General features: G+C 50.7%; 17 protein-coding genes. 11 read left to right on the forward strand and 6 right to left on the reverse strand.

The genetic code is table 11. The annotated features are described in order from the left end of the window. Nucleotides 1-10 precede the first annotated feature (10 nt). The 6 genes from ynfE to clcB all read left to right on the forward strand — a co-directional run bounded on the left by ynfE (nucleotide 11) and on the right by clcB (nucleotide 8,514). Nucleotides 11-2,437 (forward strand): selenate/tellurate reductase subunit YnfE, encoded by a 2,427-nt coding sequence (gene ynfE, locus ACJHW7_RS08245; RefSeq protein ID WP_000041534.1) that lies wholly within the window; start codon nucleotides 11-13, stop codon nucleotides 2,435-2,437. Between the two features lie 60 nt (nucleotides 2,438-2,497). Further along, a complete protein-coding gene (ynfF, locus tag ACJHW7_RS08250; RefSeq protein WP_001340362.1) occupies nucleotides 2,498-4,921 on the forward strand; it encodes a selenate/tellurate reductase subunit YnfF in 2,424 nt (807 codons plus the stop codon). Between the two features lie 10 nt (nucleotides 4,922-4,931). Beyond that, nucleotides 4,932-5,549 carry a DMSO reductase like molybdoenzyme iron-sulfur subunit YnfG gene (ynfG, locus tag ACJHW7_RS08255; RefSeq protein WP_000213028.1) on the forward strand — a complete coding sequence of 206 codons (618 nt, stop codon included), beginning with the start codon at nucleotides 4,932-4,934 and terminating at the stop codon, nucleotides 5,547-5,549. A gap of 1 nt (nucleotide 5,550) precedes the next feature. Continuing rightward, a complete protein-coding gene (gene ynfH, locus ACJHW7_RS08260) occupies nucleotides 5,551-6,405 on the forward strand; it encodes a selenate reductase membrane anchor subunit YnfH (RefSeq protein WP_000526492.1) in 855 nt (284 codons plus the stop codon). A gap of 42 nt (nucleotides 6,406-6,447) precedes the next feature. Beyond that, on the forward strand, nucleotides 6,448-7,062 hold the full coding sequence (gene dmsD / locus ACJHW7_RS08265) for a Tat proofreading chaperone DmsD (RefSeq protein ID WP_000148710.1): 615 nt from the start codon (nucleotides 6,448-6,450) through the stop codon (nucleotides 7,060-7,062). Nucleotides 7,063-7,221: 159 nt separating this feature from the next. Further along, nucleotides 7,222-8,514, forward strand: coding sequence for a voltage-gated ClC-type chloride channel ClcB (gene clcB / locus ACJHW7_RS08270; protein WP_001315626.1), 1,293 nt, complete (start codon nucleotides 7,222-7,224; stop codon nucleotides 8,512-8,514). On the opposite strand, the gene bioD is transcribed toward clcB, so the two are convergent. The 3 genes from bioD to ACJHW7_RS08285 form a co-directional block, all read right to left on the reverse strand. Beyond that, nucleotides 8,467-9,162, reverse strand: coding sequence for a dethiobiotin synthase (gene bioD / locus ACJHW7_RS08275; RefSeq protein ID WP_000919231.1), 696 nt, complete (start codon nucleotides 9,160-9,162; stop codon nucleotides 8,467-8,469). The two genes, clcB and bioD, sit on opposite strands and share 48 nt — an antisense overlap. Before the next feature lie 124 nt (nucleotides 9,163-9,286). Next, nucleotides 9,287-10,507, reverse strand: coding sequence for a sugar metabolism global transcriptional regulator Mlc (mlc, locus tag ACJHW7_RS08280; RefSeq protein ID WP_000225276.1), 1,221 nt, complete (start codon nucleotides 10,505-10,507; stop codon nucleotides 9,287-9,289). Nucleotides 10,508-10,641: 134 nt separating this feature from the next. Further along, nucleotides 10,642-11,535 (reverse strand): LysR family transcriptional regulator, encoded by an 894-nt coding sequence (locus tag ACJHW7_RS08285; protein WP_001019527.1) that lies wholly within the window; start codon nucleotides 11,533-11,535, stop codon nucleotides 10,642-10,644. 106 nt (nucleotides 11,536-11,641) lie between these two features. Between ACJHW7_RS08285 and ACJHW7_RS08290 the strand changes: the two genes are divergently transcribed. Next, nucleotides 11,642-12,895 (forward strand): MFS transporter, encoded by a 1,254-nt coding sequence (locus ACJHW7_RS08290; protein ID WP_000091840.1) that lies wholly within the window; start codon nucleotides 11,642-11,644, stop codon nucleotides 12,893-12,895. Nucleotides 12,896-12,943: 48 nt separating this feature from the next. On the opposite strand, the gene ACJHW7_RS08295 is transcribed toward ACJHW7_RS08290, so the two are convergent. Further along, complete coding sequence (locus tag ACJHW7_RS08295; protein WP_001299090.1) at nucleotides 12,944-13,063, reverse strand: KPN_01571 family protein; 120 nt, start codon at nucleotides 13,061-13,063, stop codon at nucleotides 12,944-12,946. Between the two features lie 255 nt (nucleotides 13,064-13,318). On the opposite strand from ACJHW7_RS08295, the gene asr reads away from it, so the two are divergent. From asr to ACJHW7_RS08310, 3 genes are all read left to right on the forward strand, one after another. After that, entirely contained in the window at nucleotides 13,319-13,627 is a 309-nt protein-coding gene (asr, locus tag ACJHW7_RS08300) for an acid resistance repetitive basic protein Asr (RefSeq protein WP_001342195.1), read from the forward strand. 92 nt (nucleotides 13,628-13,719) lie between these two features. Beyond that, complete coding sequence (locus ACJHW7_RS08305; protein WP_000233090.1) at nucleotides 13,720-13,803, forward strand: hypothetical protein; 84 nt, start codon at nucleotides 13,720-13,722, stop codon at nucleotides 13,801-13,803. Between the two features lie 99 nt (nucleotides 13,804-13,902). After that, the gene (locus ACJHW7_RS08310; RefSeq protein ID WP_001260840.1) at nucleotides 13,903-14,724 is read left to right on the forward strand and encodes a trypsin-like serine peptidase; all 822 of its coding nucleotides are present in this window, start codon (nucleotides 13,903-13,905) and stop codon (nucleotides 14,722-14,724) included. 38 nt (nucleotides 14,725-14,762) lie between these two features. On the opposite strand, the gene mdtI is transcribed toward ACJHW7_RS08310, so the two are convergent. After that, nucleotides 14,763-15,092, reverse strand: coding sequence for a multidrug/spermidine efflux SMR transporter subunit MdtI (gene mdtI / locus ACJHW7_RS08315; RefSeq protein WP_000046661.1), 330 nt, complete (start codon nucleotides 15,090-15,092; stop codon nucleotides 14,763-14,765). Beyond that, nucleotides 15,079-15,444, reverse strand: coding sequence for a multidrug/spermidine efflux SMR transporter subunit MdtJ (gene mdtJ, locus ACJHW7_RS08320; protein WP_000276149.1), 366 nt, complete (start codon nucleotides 15,442-15,444; stop codon nucleotides 15,079-15,081). The genes mdtI and mdtJ overlap by 14 nt, the downstream gene beginning before the upstream one ends. A 411-nt stretch (nucleotides 15,445-15,855) precedes the next feature. On the opposite strand from mdtJ, the gene tqsA reads away from it, so the two are divergent. Further along, entirely contained in the window at nucleotides 15,856-16,890 is a 1,035-nt protein-coding gene (gene tqsA / locus ACJHW7_RS08325; protein WP_001118241.1) for an AI-2 transporter TqsA, read from the forward strand. Nucleotides 16,891-16,896: the final 6 nt, after the last annotated feature.

Raw genomic sequence — 16,896 nt, forward strand, 5'->3', positions numbered from 1 at the left:
GGAGTGAGTTATGTCCAAAAATGACCGAATGGTGGGCATCAGCCGCAGAACACTCGTTAAATCAACCGCGATAGGTTCTCTGGCGCTGGCTGCAGGCGGTTTTTCTTTACCGTTCACCCTGCGCAGTGCAGCGGCAGCGGTACAACAGGCCAGCGAAAAAGTGATCTGGGGTGCCTGTTCCGTCAACTGTGGTAGCCGCTGTGCACTTCGTCTACATGTTAAAGATAATGAAGTCACCTGGGTGGAAACTGACAACACCGGCAGCGACGAGTATGGCAATCATCAAGTACGCGCCTGTTTGCGTGGTCGATCCATCCGCCGGCGTATTAATCATCCCGATCGCTTGAATTACCCAATGAAACGCGTGGGTACACGCGGTGAAGGCAAATTCGAACGGATTAGCTGGGATGAAGCCCTGGATACTATCGCCAGTAGCCTGAAAAAAACCGTCGAACAATATGGCAATGAGGCTGTATATATTCAGTACTCTTCGGGGATTGTTGGCGGCAATATGACCCGCTCTTCGCCATCAGCCTCGGCGGTCAAACGCCTGATGAACTGCTACGGCGGTTCACTCAATCAGTATGGCTCCTACAGCACCGCGCAAATTTCCTGTGCCATGCCCTACACCTACGGCAGTAATGATGGCAACAGCACCACGGATATTGAAAACAGCAAGCTGGTCGTGATGTTTGGTAACAACCCGGCAGAAACCCGCATGAGCGGCGGTGGCATCACTTATCTTCTTGAAAAAGCGCGCGAGAAATCGAACGCCAAAATGATTGTTATCGATCCGCGATATACCGATACGGCTGCTGGTCGTGAAGATGAATGGCTCCCTATTCGCCCGGGCACCGATGCCGCGCTGGTTGCGGGTATTGCCTGGGTATTGATTAACGAAAATCTCGTTGATCAACCTTTTCTCGATAAATACTGCGTCGGCTATGACGAAAAAACCTTACCCGCAGATGCACCCAAAAATGGTCACTATAAAGCCTATATTCTTGGTGAAGGTGATGATAACACAGCGAAAACGCCGCAGTGGGCTTCGCAAATTACCGGTATCCCGGTAGACCGTATCATCAAACTGGCGCGTGAAATTGGCACAGCAAAACCCGCTTATATCTGCCAGGGCTGGGGGCCGCAACGCCAGGCAAACGGCGAACTGACTGCACGCGCTATTGCTATGTTACCTATTTTGACGGGCAATGTCGGCATCAGCGGCGGAAATAGTGGCGCGCGTGAATCGACCTATACCATTACCATAGAACGCCTGCCGGTGCTGGATAATCCGGTCAAAACGTCAATCTCCTGCTTCAGCTGGACAGATGCTATCGATCATGGTCCGCAAATGACGGCAATCCGCGACGGCGTCCGCGGCAAAGATAAACTGGATGTGCCCATTAAGTTCATCTGGAACTACGCGGGAAATACCCTCGTTAATCAGCATTCTGACATCAACAAAACGCATGAAATTCTGCAGGACGAATCGAAATGCGAAATGATTGTGATCATCGAAAACTTTATGACCTCATCGGCAAAATATGCCGACATTCTGCTGCCAGACCTGATGACCGTTGAGCAGGAAGATATTATTCCTAACGACTACGCCGGTAACATGGGATATCTCATTTTCCTCCAGCCTGTCACCAGCGAAAAATTCGAACGCAAACCGATTTACTGGATCCTGAGTGAAGTCGCGAAACGTCTTGGACCTGACGTCTATCAAAAGTTCACAGAAGGTCGCACGCAGGAACAATGGTTACAACATCTGTACGCCAAAATGCTTGCCAAAGATCCGGCGTTACCGTCTTACGACGAACTGAAAAAAATGGGTATCTATAAGCGTAAAGATCCCAATGGCCATTTTGTCGCCTACAAAGCATTTCGTGACGACCCCGAGGCAAATCCACTTAAAACGCCTTCCGGTAAGATTGAAATTTATTCCAGCAGGCTGGCGGAAATTGCCCGTACCTGGGAACTGGAAAAAGATGAAGTGATAAGCCCATTGCCAGTTTATGCCTCAACCTTTGAAGGCTGGAACTCCCCTGAACGTAGAACCTTCCCACTGCAACTGTTTGGTTTCCATTACAAATCCCGTACTCACTCGACCTACGGCAATATTGATCTCCTGAAGGCTGCCTGCCGTCAGGAGGTGTGGATCAACCCTATAGATGCGCAGAAACGTGGGATTGCCAACGGCGATATGGTGCGGGTGTTTAACCATCGTGGCGAAGTTCGGCTACCAGCCAAAGTAACACCACGTATTCTCCCTGGAGTTAGCGCTATGGGCCAGGGAGCCTGGCACGAGGCCAATATGTCTGGCGATAAAATCGACCATGGCGGCTGTGTGAATACGCTAACCACTCTGCGCCCTTCACCACTGGCGAAGGGAAACCCGCAGCACACTAATCTGGTCGAGATCGAAAAAATATAACCCACGACAACCATAAATTCTGGCATGACATTTTGTTTGAAAAGCAATAAGTGAGTAATGATGAAAATCCATACCACAGAGGCGCTCATGAAGGCTGAAATCAGCCGTAGAAGTCTGATGAAAACCTCCGCACTTGGCAGTCTTGCGCTGGCAAGCAGTGCTTTCACTCTGCCATTTTCCCAAATGGTCCGGGCGGCAGAGGCTCCGGTAGAAGAGAAAGCGGTCTGGAGTTCCTGCACCGTTAACTGCGGGAGCCGCTGTCTGTTACGTTTGCATGTGAAAGATGACACCGTGTACTGGGTGGAGTCTGATACGACAGGTGACGACGTCTACGGTAACCATCAGGTTCGAGCGTGTTTACGCGGGCGCTCTATCCGCCGACGGATGAATCATCCTGATAGGTTGAAATATCCCATGAAGCGCGTCGGCAAGCGCGGTGAAGGTAAATTTGAACGGATAAGTTGGGACGAAGCCCTGGATACCATCAGTGATAATCTTCGGCGGATCCTGAAAGATTACGGCAATGAGGCTGTACATGTCCTGTACGGAACAGGCGTAGATGGCGGAAACATCACCAACTCAAACGTCCCGTACCGTCTGATGAACTCTTGCGGTGGTTTTCTCAGTCGCTATGGCAGCTACAGTACCGCACAGATCAGTGCCGCAATGAGTTATATGTTCGGTGCCAATGATGGCAACAGCCCGGATGATATCGCCAATACGAAACTGGTCGTTATGTTCGGAAATAACCCGGCAGAAACGCGGATGAGCGGCGGTGGTGTCACTTACTACGTCGAGCAAGCCCGCGAACGTTCAAACGCACGCATGATCGTCATCGATCCACGTTATAACGACACTGCTGCCGGGCGTGAAGATGAATGGCTGCCCATTCGCCCTGGCACCGATGGCGCACTGGCCTGTGCGATTGCCTGGGTACTGATTACTGAAAACATGGTCGATCAGCCATTTCTCGACAAATATTGTGTTGGTTACGATGAAAAAACGCTGCCCGCCAACGCACCACGTAACGCGCATTATAAAGCCTATATTCTGGGCGAAGGGCCTGACGGCATAGCTAAAACGCCGGAATGGGCAGCAAAAATCACCAGCATCCCGGCAGAAAAAATTATCCAGTTGGCACGAGAGATCGGTTCAGCAAAACCTGCTTATATTTGTCAGGGTTGGGGGCCACAACGACATTCCAACGGCGAGCAAACGTCCCGCGCTATTGCCATGCTTTCCGTTCTCACCGGTAACGTCGGCATAAACGGCGGCAACTCAGGTGTACGCGAAGGTAGCTGGGATCTGGGGGTAGAATGGTTCCCGATGCTTGAGAATCCTGTTAAAACGCAGATTTCCGTCTTTACATGGACAGATGCCATCGACCATGGTACGGAAATGACCGCGACCCGTGATGGTGTTCGTGGAAAAGAAAAACTGGATGTCCCCATCAAGTTTTTATGGTGCTACGCCAGTAACACATTGATCAATCAACATGGCGACATCAATCACACCCATGAGGTGCTTCAGGATGACAGCAAGTGCGAGATGATTGTTGGCATTGACCACTTCATGACGGCCTCGGCTAAGTATTGCGATATCCTGTTGCCCGACCTGATGCCAACAGAGCAAGAAGACCTTATCTCTCATGAATCTGCAGGGAATATGGGCTATGTGATCCTCGCCCAACCCGCAACCTCAGCAAAATTTGAACGCAAACCCATCTACTGGATGCTGAGTGAAGTCGCCAAACGCTTAGGACCAGACGTTTATCAAACCTTTACTGAAGGTCGCAGTCAGCATGAATGGATCAAATATCTCCATGCGAAAACGAAGGAACGTAACCCTGAGATGCCCGACTACGAGGAGATGAAAACGACCGGGATCTTTAAGAAAAAATGCCCGGAAGAACACTACGTCGCTTTCCGCGCATTCCGTGAAGATCCACAGGCAAACCCGTTGAAAACACCTTCGGGGAAAATCGAAATTTATTCGGAACGACTGGCGAAGATTGCAGATACCTGGGAATTGAAAAAAGATGAAATTATTCATCCCCTTCCTGCGTATACCCCAGGTTTTGATGGCTGGGACGATCCCCTGCGGAAAACCTATCCACTGCAGTTAACGGGCTTCCACTACAAAGCGCGTACCCACTCCAGCTACGGCAATATTGATGTGTTACAGCAGGCCTGCCCACAAGAGGTGTGGATCAACCCCATTGATGCTCAGGCACGCGGTATCCGTCATGGCGATACCGTGCGGGTATTTAACAATAATGGAGAAATGCTGATTGCCGCAAAAGTGACTCCGCGTATTCTGCCTGGCGTTACCGCCATCGGGCAAGGTGCGTGGCTTAAAGCGGATATGTTTGGTGACCGGGTCGATCACGGCGGCAGTATCAATATTCTGACCTCTCACCGCCCTTCACCGCTGGCAAAGGGAAACCCGTCGCACAGCAATCTTGTCCAGATCGAAAAGGTTTAAGGAGTAGCCCATGACCACACAATATGGATTTTTTATCGATTCCAGCCGCTGTACTGGCTGTAAAACCTGCGAACTGGCGTGCAAAGATTTTAAAGATCTTGGCCCGGAAGTCAGTTTCCGCCGTATTTATGAATACGCTGGCGGCGACTGGCAGGAAGATAATGGCGTCTGGCACCAGAACGTGTTCGCTTATTATCTCTCCATCTCCTGTAACCATTGCGATGACCCCGCATGTACAAAAGTCTGCCCCAGCGGCGCAATGCATAAGCGTGAAGATGGCTTTGTGGTGGTTGATGAAGATGTTTGTATCGGCTGCCGCTACTGCCACATGGCTTGTCCGTACGGCGCGCCACAGTACAATGCTGAAAAAGGGCACATGACGAAGTGCGATGGTTGTTATTCGCGCGTCGCCGAGGGGAAACAACCCATATGTGTCGAATCCTGCCCGCTGCGTGCACTTGAGTTCGGTCCAATTGAAGAGCTGCGCCAGAAGCACGGCACTCTGGCTGCCGTCGCGCCACTGCCGCGCGCGCATTTCACAAAACCCAATATCGTTATCAAACCTAACGCCAACAGCCGCCCGACCGGCGATACCACTGGTTATCTGGCTAATCCGGAGGAAGTGTAAAATGGGAAATGGATGGCATGAGTGGCCACTGGTTATCTTTACCGTATTGGGTCAATGCGTAGTAGGCGCGCTGATTGTTAGCGGAATTGGCTGGTTCGCCGCCAAAAATGACGCAGACCGTCAGCGTATTGTCCGTGGCATGTTTTTCCTCTGGCTGTTGATGGGCATCGGGTTTATTGCCTCTGTCATGCACCTGGGATCGCCACTGCGGGCGTTTAACTCGCTGAATCGAATCGGAGCTTCTGGTCTGAGTAACGAGATTGCTGCCGGTTCCATATTTTTTGCCGTTGGCGGACTATGGTGGCTGGTGGCGGTCATCGGTAAAATGCCGCAAGCGTTGGGGAAACTCTGGTTACTTGTCAGCATGGCGCTCGGCGTCATTTTCGTCTGGATGATGACCTGCGTGTATCAAATCGACACTGTGCCAACCTGGCATAACGGTTACACTACGCTGGCTTTCTTCCTGACGGTATTGTTGAGCGGTCCAATACTTGCTGCCGCAATTCTGCGGGCAGCCCGCGTTACATTTAATACCACACCATTTGCCATCATTAGCGTTCTGGCGCTGATCGCTTGTGCCGGGGTGATTGTGCTGCAAGGTTTGTCTCTGGCGTCTATTCACTCATCCGTGCAACAAGCCAGCGCACTGGTACCAGATTACGCCTCCTTACAGGTCTGGCGTGTGGTATTGTTATGCGCAGGTCTTGGATGCTGGCTTTGCCCGCTCATTCGTCGCCGTGAACCTCACGTTGCCGGACTTATTCTGGGGCTAATCCTCATACTTGGCGGTGAGATGATCGGGCGTGTGCTCTTTTATGGCCTGCACATGACAGTAGGAATGGCTATTGCAGGTTAACAAATTGGTGCGGGGCAACCCGCACATTTCAGGATGTTAGGAATGACCCATTTTTCACAGCAAGATAATTTTTCTGTCGCGGCGCGCGTGTTGGGCGCGCTGTTTTATTACGCTCCAGAGAGTGCGGAAGCCGCACCTCTGGTTGCGGTACTCACCAGTGACGGCTGGGAAACTCAGTGGCCTCTACCAGAAGCGTCATTAGCGCCGCTGGTGACGGCTTTTCAGACACAGTGTGAAGAGACTCACGCCCAGGCCTGGCAGCGTTTGTTTGTCGGCCCGTGGGCACTGCCGTCTCCGCCGTGGGGGTCGGTCTGGCTGGATCGCGAATCTGTGCTGTTTGGCGATTCAACATTGGCACTTCGTCAGTGGATGCGCGAGAAAGGCATTCAGTTTGAAATGAAGCAAAACGAACCGGAAGATCATTTTGGTTCACTGCTGTTGATGGCTGCGTGGTTGGCGGAAAATGGTCGCCAGACAGAATGCGAAGAATTGCTGGCATGGCACCTTTTTCCGTGGTCAACACGTTTTCTTGATGTTTTTATCGAAAAAGCAGAACACCCTTTCTACCGTGCACTGGGTGAACTGGCTCGCTTAACGCTGGCGCAATGGCAATCACAACTGTTAATTCCTGTCGCGGTTAAACCGCTGTTTCGATAGGATCACCGTAATATTGCCGGATGGTGACGATTACGCGCAATCCGGCAATAATAGGTTACAGTGTCACGTTTTTTTTATCTCTTAAAGCACGCACTGCTTTTGCGGCTGGCCTCTTTTGCCGCAAAATAGTCGCCCGTGTTTCATTGCCCATTTCTGCTCATGCATCATCTACACATCTATCCGGATCTGCGCACTATGTTCCGCCGTCTGCTTATCGCAACAGTCGTCGGTATTCTCGCGGCCTTTGCCGTTGCCGGGTTTCGTCATGCGATGCTGCTACTGGAGTGGTTGTTCCTCAATAATGACTCCGGCAGTCTGGTCAATGCAGCGACAAACCTTTCCCCCTGGCGACGGTTGCTAACTCCGGCGCTCGGCGGACTGGCGGCGGGTTTGTTGCTGATGGGCTGGCAGAAATTTACCCAACAACGCCCTCATGCGCCGACCGATTACATGGAAGCGTTGCAAACCGATGGACAGTTCGATTACGCAGCAAGCCTGGTTAAATCGCTTGCCTCTCTGCTGGTAGTAACCAGCGGCAGTGCAATTGGTCGCGAAGGTGCGATGATTCTTTTAGCTGCCCTTGCCGCCTCCTGTTTTGCCCAACGTTTTACGCCACGCCAGGAGTGGAAATTATGGATCGCCTGTGGGGCCGCGGCGGGAATGGCTGCGGCCTATCGTGCCCCGCTTGCTGGCAGTTTATTTATAGCCGAAGTGCTGTTTGGCACTATGATGTTGGCCTCTCTCGGCCCGGTGATTATTTCCGCCGTCGTGGCATTGCTGGTTAGCAATCTGATTAATCATAGCGACGCGTTACTCTACAACGTACAACTCTCAGTGACGGTTCAGGCTCGTGACTATGCGCTGATTATCAGTACAGGTGTGCTGGCAGGTCTGTGCGGACCACTGTTGTTAACGTTAATGAACGCCTGTCATCGTGGATTTGTGAGTCTCAAACTTGCGCCGCCCTGGCAACTGGCACTAGGCGGGTTGATCGTGGGTCTGCTTTCCCTGTTCACACCTGCAGTGTGGGGCAACGGCTATAGCACCGTACAATCCTTTTTAACCGCCCCACCACTGTTAATGATCATTGCCGGGATCTTCCTTTGTAAACTGTGTGCCGTGCTGGCGAGTAGCGGTTCCGGCGCACCCGGTGGGGTCTTTACACCGACGCTATTTATCGGTCTTGCCATTGGCATGTTGTATGGTCGTAGCCTGGGATTATGGTTCCCTGATGGCGAAGAAATTACACTTTTACTCGGATTGACCGGGATGGCGACACTGTTGGCGGCGACCACGCACGCGCCGATTATGTCGACGTTGATGATATGTGAAATGACCGGGGAGTATCAGCTACTCCCCGGTTTATTGATTGCCTGCGTAATTGCGTCGGTAATTTCGCGGACGTTACACCGTGACTCTATCTACCGCCAGCACACTGCGCAGCATAGCTAAGCGGATGTATTGCCCCAGTTCACGCTGTTCGGCGCGCGGCAGATAAGGCAGTTCACCAATGAGCGGTGCCGGAAGTTTTTTACCCAGCACATCAATGATTTCCGCATAATGCGCCAGTCCTGGGTTGATTCGGTTAGCCACCCAGCCAATGAGCGGCAGCCCGTCGTTGGCGATCGCCTGAGCTGTTAGCAGTGCATGGTTAATGCAACCTTCCTGAATACCGACAACCATCAACACCGGCAGTTGTTCCTGCACTACCCATTCAGAGAGTGGACGCAAATCATTCATCAGACTGCGCCAGCCGCCAGTCCCTTCTACCACGACATGATCGACTTTTTCGGTCAGGTTTGCCAGGCCGTTTGAAATGAGGGTGTAATTGATTGGGCAACTGTGCGCCACGCTACTTTCTTCTTCGCTTAACGCGATAGGATTAACTGCTTCATAAGGCAGTTCGATGGTTGAAACACTCTGCAACACCAGGGCATCTTTATTACGCAGCCCTTCGGGTGTCTCTTTGCTCCCCTTCGCTACGGGTTTATATCCCGCAACCGTTTTTCCCTGGGAGGCTAACGCTTGTAGCAATGCGCGGGAAACCACCGTTTTCCCTACAGAAGTGTCTGTACCGGTAATAAAGAAACGCTTCAGCATCACTAACTCCACCGTTATGCTTCACAAATATAAACCAGGAAAATAATTAACCTTGAAAGTCTAAGTTATGCTTTCCTGGCCCAAATTGAGATAGCGCAAATTTTGGTAGAACAGTTAAAAAATGTTAACCCTGCAACAGACGAATCAACAAAGAACCGTTATACATCGCGTCTTTTACCAGCGCAGCCCCTGCCATCGTACCCTGGTTAGAAAACTGAGTACTCTCAACGCTGATGTGCTGACTATACGCAGGAAGGGCCTGCTGACGGATGCTGTCTGAGATGACCGGGAAGAGGATATCTGCCGCTTTACTTAACGGTGAGCCAATCAGTATTTTTTGTGGGTTAAATAAATTCACCATGATGGCAAGAATGCGCCCTACATGCGCGCCCACCCCGGTAATGATGTCTTTTGCCAGCAGATCGCCGCGCAATGCCGCCTGACACAATGAGTCCACGGTTAACGGTTGTCCATGTAACATCGAGCTCATGGATTGATTAAGACGCAGCTGTGCCAGCTCAAGAATACTGTCCACACTGGCGATGGTTTCGAGGCAGCCGTGATTCCCGCAATAACAGCGTTTCCCATACGGGTCGACCTGTGTGTGGCCTATTTCCACGAGACTACTGCTGCCTGCGTGTAGCAGATGACCATCGGTAATGACGCCCGCCCCCACGTTGTGATCGATAACCACCTGAATCACATCGCGCGCCCCGCGTGAGGCACCAAACAAGGCCTCTGCCATCGTCCATGCGCTAATATCATGCTGAATATAAACCGGTACGCCGGTATGCTGCTCCAGCGCCTCGCCGAGCGGCATCTCTTTTACATCCTCGTAGAACGGCATGCGATGTACAATACCATTTTCCGTATCAATAATTCCCGGCAGGGTTATGGCAATCGAAGTTAGACGCTCAAGTTTTTTCTGGTGGCGGATAAAAAACTGATCGATATGGGAAATGATACGATCCAGCAATGGCGAGTCATCTTTTAACGCCAGTTCCTGCGACTCTTCCACCACCAGTTTGCTGCTCAGATCGCGCAGAGCAAGGAAAATCTCCCCGCGACTAATGCGCAGAGAAAGATAGTGCCAGGCTTCAGTTTCAACCACCAGCCCCACCGCCGGACGGCCACGGTTCCCCGCTTCTTTGATTTCCAGCTCTTGCACCAGGTGTGCTTCGAGCATCTCACGGACAATTTTAGTGATACTGGCAGGAGCCAGCTGCGCCAGACGGGAAAGATCGATACGCGAGACTGGACCAAGCTGATCAATCAGGCGATAAACCGCGCCCGCGTTGGTCTGCTTTATTTGATCAATGTGCCCAGGCTGGTTTTCAGCAACCACCGCATACTCCCTATATTTTCGCGCTCCGAAATAATCTGTAGGCTATGGTGAAGCACTTCAATACGTGTCGTCAAATTTTTACTTAGGCATGTGATTAACAGCACATTTTTCGGGCTTTTTCGCTGAAATTTCCCTCACCTGAGAGCATTCAGCAGATGAATACGAAAGTTACGCGCAGCCGGACTTTGTTCATGATGTTTCGGCCAGACCAACCACATTTCAGAAACCGCATCCTCTTCAGCAATCGGCACCCAGCGCATTTCGTTGAGCTGAACACGTTTAAATGAAGCAGGCAAAATTGAAACACCCAGACCGGCGGAAACCAGACCGATGATGGTCATTGCCTCGCCCACCTCCTGAGTGATGACGGGCGTCAAATGGTAACGTCGCATCAGCCCGAGAATATCGTCATACAGCCCTGTCCCGACGTGCGGATCAAAAAAGATGAAGGGTTCTTTCGCCAGTTCAGCCAGCGTTACATTCGGGTTATTTGCCAAGGGATGATCGTGCGGGATCATCGCCATAAGCGGTTCATGGACGATGACTGCGTGTTCAAGCGTCTCCGGTAACGCTGTGTTACGCAGCAATCCCATATCCAGCGTTCCTTCAATGAGCGGAGCGATTTGCTCACGAGTGTTCATTTCGCGGGTTTGTAAATGGACATCGGGATAATCACGGCGAAACAGCGATAACGTATCGGACACCGCCCGAATAAAAGGAGCGGACGAAGTAAAACCAATGCGCAACTCCCCCGCTTCCCCCTGATGCAGTCTTTCAGCGCGAGCGGCAGCGTCATCTACCATAGACAGGATTTGCCGACTATCTGCAAGAAACTGTTTTCCTGCTGCCGTCAGCAATACACTGCGATTAGTTCGTGCCAGCAGTCGGGCACCAATTTGTTGCTCCAGTGCCTGAATCTGCTGACTTAGCGGTGGTTGCGAAATATTCAGGCGGGCAGCGGCGCGCCCGAAATGCAGCTCTTCCGCAACAGCAACAAAGTAACGCAGATGACGAAGTTCAATATTCATATTTAAAACATCTTATTTGAGATTATTAATATATTAGACAGAACAATTCGATTTTCCTAACCTATGTATAAGCCTGATCCACAGGCATATTTAGCAAGGATTTCAAGTGAGCCGTACTACAACTGTTGATGGCGCTCCGGCAAGCGACACTGACAAGCAAAGCATTTCTCAGCCAAATCAATTTATTAAACGCGGTACGCCGCAATTTATGCGCGTCACCCTGGCGCTGTTCTCTGCCGGACTGGCAACATTTGCACTTCTCTATTGTGTGCAGCCTATCCTTCCGGTGCTTTCGCAGGAGTTTGGCTTAACGCCCGCGAACAGTAGTATTTCACTGTCCATTTCCACGGCGATGTTGGCTATTGGTTTGCTGTTTACTGGCCCCCTATCCGATGCCATTGGTCGCAAACCAGTGATGGTCACGGCGCTACTGTTGGCCTCCATTTGTACGTTACTTTCGACAATGATGACCAGCTGGCACGGCATTTTGATTATGCGCGCCTTGATTGGGCTTTCGTTAAGTGGCGTGGCAGCTGTTGGCATGACTTATCTTAGCGAGGAAATCCACCCCAGTTTCGTGGCCTTTTCGATGGGGTTGTATATCAGCGGCAACTCAATTGGCGGCATGAGCGGACGCTTAATTAGTGGTGTCTTCACGGACTTTTTCAACTGGCGAATTGCTCTGGCGGCAATCGGTTGTTTCGCGCTGGCCTCGGCGTTGATGTTCTGGAAAATCCTTCCGGAATCACGCCATTTTCGCCCGACTTCGCTGCGCCCTAAGACGTTATTTATCAACTTTCGTCTGCACTGGCGTGACCGGGGATTACCGTTATTGTTCGCAGAAGGCTTTTTGCTGATGGGGTCGTTCGTCACGCTGTTTAATTACATCGGCTATCGGTTGATGCTTTCCCCCTGGCATGTCAGTCAGGCCGTGGTTGGCTTATTATCGCTGGCTTATTTGACCGGTACATGGAGCTCACCCAAAGCCGGAACCATGACCACCCGCTACGGGCGCGGTCCGGTGATGTTGTTTTCGACGGGGGTTATGCTGTTTGGTTTACTGATGACCTTATTCAGCTCGCTGTGGCTGATCTTTGCCGGAATGTTACTCTTCTCAGCAGGATTCTTCGCAGCCCACTCAGTTGCCAGCAGCTGGATTGGCCCCCGCGCAAAACGCGCTAAAGGCCAGGCCTCCTCGCTGTATCTGTTCAGTTACTATCTGGGGTCGAGTATTGCCGGGACGCTGGGTGGTGTTTTCTGGCATAACTATGGCTGGAACGGCGTCGGCGCATTTATTGCTCTGATGCTGGTCATTGCTCTGCTGGTCGGGACGCGTTTGCATCGTCGTCTGCACGCCTGAAAAATAAGCCCGGACTGCGGTAACTACACGTCCGGACTTATTGCTTGCTCAAACCAACGTTAATAGCCATCCTAAAATAGACGAAGCGCCAGCCAATTCCCGCAGCGCGTCTAGCGTCATCAGGATTATAAGTACCCAAATAAACGGATTCATTTTGCTGTGTGTCATTTATTACTGATGCGCAGTTATTCTACCGCTTTGTAAGTAGTAAAATAGTTAACCCGATCAAGACTACTATTATTGGTAGCTAAATTTCCCTTAAGTCACAATACGTTATTATCAACGCTGTAATTTATTCAGCGTTTGTACATATCGTTACACGCTGAAACCAACCACTCACGGAAGTCTGCCATTCCCAGGGATATAGTTATTTCAACGGCCCCGCAGTGGGGTTAAATGAAAAAACAAATTGAGGGTATGACAATGAAAAAAGTATTAGCTCTGGTTGTTGCCGCTGCTATGGGTCTGTCTTCTGCCGCCTTTGCTGCAGAGACTGCGACCACACCTGCTCCGACTGCGACGACCACCAAAGCAGCACCGGCGAAAACGACACATCATAAAAAACAGCATAAAGCAGCACCTGCCCAGAAAGCGCAGGCGGCTAAAAAGCATCATAAAAATACGAAAGCTGAACAGAAAGCCCCTGAACAAAAAGCGCAGGCAGCGAAGAAACACGCCGGGAAACACAGCCATCAGCAACCGGCAAAACCTGCTGCACAACCCGCAGCGTAAGTTTTCAACAGTAATGCTGGCGCGCCCCCTCGCGCCTGAAAATTACGGTGCTAAGCGGGTAACGTTTAGCACCGCCTTTAGCGGAGGGTAGTATGGTGGGCCGTTATCGCTTTGAGTTCATTCTTATCATCCTTATTTTATGCGCACTGATTGCCGCCCGTTTTTATCTTTCCTGACTGTAGTTATCTGATTTTACTCCCACTTTCATCCCGTCCCGTCTATAGTATTTATGAGGGTTTGCTTTTAATAATCATAATTACCCACCAGAGTGTGATATGCGTACAACCATTGCTGTAGTGTTGGGTGCAATTAGTTTGACGTCTGCTTTTGTGTTTGCAGATAAACCAGACGTTGCCAAATCGGCAAACGATGAGGTCAGCACCCTGTTTTTTGGTCATGATGATCGTGTGCCAGTGAATGACACGACCCAATCACCGTGGGATGCGGTTGGGCAACTGGAAACGGCCAGCGGCAATTTATGTACGGCGACGCTGATTGCACCCAATCTGGCATTAACGGCAGGACACTGTTTATTGACGCCGCCTAAGGGTAAAGCGGATAAGGCGGTAGCGCTGCGTTTTGTGTCAAATAAAGGTCTTTGGCGCTATGACATCCACGACATAGAAGGCCGCGTTGATCCGACACTGGGAAAGCGGTTAAAAGCAGATGGGGATGGTTGGATTGTTCCTCCCGCAGCTGCACCATGGGACTTCGGCTTGATTGTGCTGCGTAATCCCCCTTCTGGCATTACACCGTTGCCGTTATTTGAGGGAGATAAAGCCGCGCTTACTGCCGCATTAAAATCGGCTGGTCGTAAAGTGACTCAGGCGGGATATCCTGAAGATCATCTCGATACGTTATACAGTCATCAAAACTGTGAAGTGACTGGCTGGGCGCAAACGTCGGTGATGTCACATCAGTGCGATACCTTGCCGGGTGACAGCGGTTCGCCTCTGATGTTGCATACCGATGACGGCTGGCAATTAATTGGGGTGCAAAGTTCGGCTCCTGCCGCGAAAGATCGCTGGCGCGCCGATAACCGGGCCATTTCTGTTACCGGTTTTCGCGACAAGCTGGATCAACTGTCGCAAAAATAATGTTCAAACGCTGCCCGACAGTGCGGGCAGCGTGTTCATCAGGCAAGTTTCACCATGATCATTCCAGCCAACAGCAAGACCAGGCCAATCCAGCCTTTACGATTTAACCGTTGACCAAACAAGATCCAACCTGCGGCTAACGTGGCGGCAATACCAAACCCGCCCCACAATGCATAAGCGACAGACAAGTCGATCCCTTTTACGGCCTGAGAAAGCGCACTAAAGGCAGCCAGCACCGCCGCCAGGGAGAGCAAGCCAAATATTTTGCGACGAAAGCCGTCAGAAAATTTCAAAAAGACGTTAGCAACGATTTCCAGCACGATTGCCAATGCCAGCCAGGCGGCGTGAACCCATTCAAACTGCGCCATGGTTCACCTCCAGTTCAGGTTTACGCGCTTTACGGGTACCTGATTTGATCAACACAATCCCGGCGACCAGGGTGGTTAACCCGGCAATTTTCATCAGCGATAAACTTTCGTCGAATAACAAAACGCTAAACAAGGTAATAAATAAAATACCGATACCTTCCCACAGCGCATAAGCTACGCCTAAGGCGATCTTTTTAACGGCGAAAGAGAGAAATATATACGACAGAGAAATCATCACCAGCATTAAAATAAAGCCGCCATTTCCCTCACTGACGCTCGCCCATTTCATTGACAGCGTACCGGTAATTTCTGTAGCAATAGCCAGGCCTAATAAAATCCAATAAATATACATTGTCCTTCTCCTGCAAGAGAATTATTTTAATTTTCGCTTAATTCAGCGAAACCAAAGTAAAGTGGTCAAGCCCCGCGCATAGGGCAAGCTTAGGCAGAAGAAAGGACTAAAGCGCGTTGCGCCAGTGCTGCTCACCTACGAGCAAGATAGTGGATGAGGTACGAAGATGGGTAAATGTTGAAAATAACGTCCTGAACAAATTGTCCATAATATTACAATTATCCGCAGTGTTGCTTCTCGTCATCGCGGATGATAATTGTCCTCGGTAGTTGAACACGCCTGATTTGTATCATAGCTTAAGAATTAACTCAAAATATTTTCACTTCTTTACCTGAGCGGTTTGATTTTCGTTATGATGACGGAGCGAAAAAGACATTATTATTAGCAAAGGAAGAAAAAACGGGGACAAGCATGGCAAAGCCGATCATCACGCTCAATGGCCTAAAAATCGTCATTATGTTGGGAATGCTGGTCATTATTCTCTGCGGTATCCGTTTTGCCGCCGAGATCATCGTGCCGTTTATTCTCGCATTATTTATTGCTGTTATTCTTAACCCGCTGGTGCAACACATGGTCCGCTGGCGAGTGCCGCGTGTACTGGCGGTGTCGATTTTGATGACCATCATCGTGATGGCGATGGTGTTGCTATTAGCTTATCTGGGTTCCGCGCTCAACGAGTTGACGCGGACGTTACCGCAATATCGCAACTCTATTATGACGCCGCTGCAAGCTCTTGAGCCGTTGTTGCAACGCGTAGGGATTGACGTCTCAGTTGACCAGCTGGCGCATTACATTGATCCGAACGCGGCGATGACGTTGCTCACCAACTTATTGACGCAGTTATCTAATGCCATGTCATCAATATTTTTATTGCTGCTGACGGTGCTGTTTATGCTGCTCGAAGTGCCACAATTGCCCGGAAAATTTCAGCAAATGATGGCGCGTCCGGTTGAAGGGATGGCGGCGATTCAACGTGCAATTGACAGTGTTTCTCATTATCTGGTGCTAAAAACAGCCATCAGCATCATCACCGGCCTGGTCGCCTGGGCGATGCTCGCCGCACTCGATGTTCGCTTCGCTTTTGTCTGGGGATTGCTGGCCTTTGCGCTTAATTACATCCCTAATATTGGTTCAGTTCTCGCGGCAATCCCCCCTATCGCTCAGGTACTGGTGTTTAATGGCTTCTACGAAGCGTTGCTGGTGCTGGCGGGATATCTGCTGATTAATCTGGTCTTCGGCAATATTCTGGAGCCGCGCATCATGGGACGTGGGCTGGGGCTTTCCACATTGGTGGTATTTTTGTCGTTGATTTTTTGGGGATGGTTGTTAGGACCGGTGGGTATGCTGCTTTCCGTGCCGTTAACAATTATTGTCAAAATTGCGCTTGAACAAACAGCGGGAGGTCAAAGCATCGCCGTTCTGTTAAGCGATCTCAATAAAGAGTGACGGCCT

It is taken from the genome of Escherichia sp. WS1152, assembly GCF_046487665.1.
Taxonomy (GTDB): domain Bacteria; phylum Pseudomonadota; class Gammaproteobacteria; order Enterobacterales; family Enterobacteriaceae; genus Escherichia; species Escherichia coli.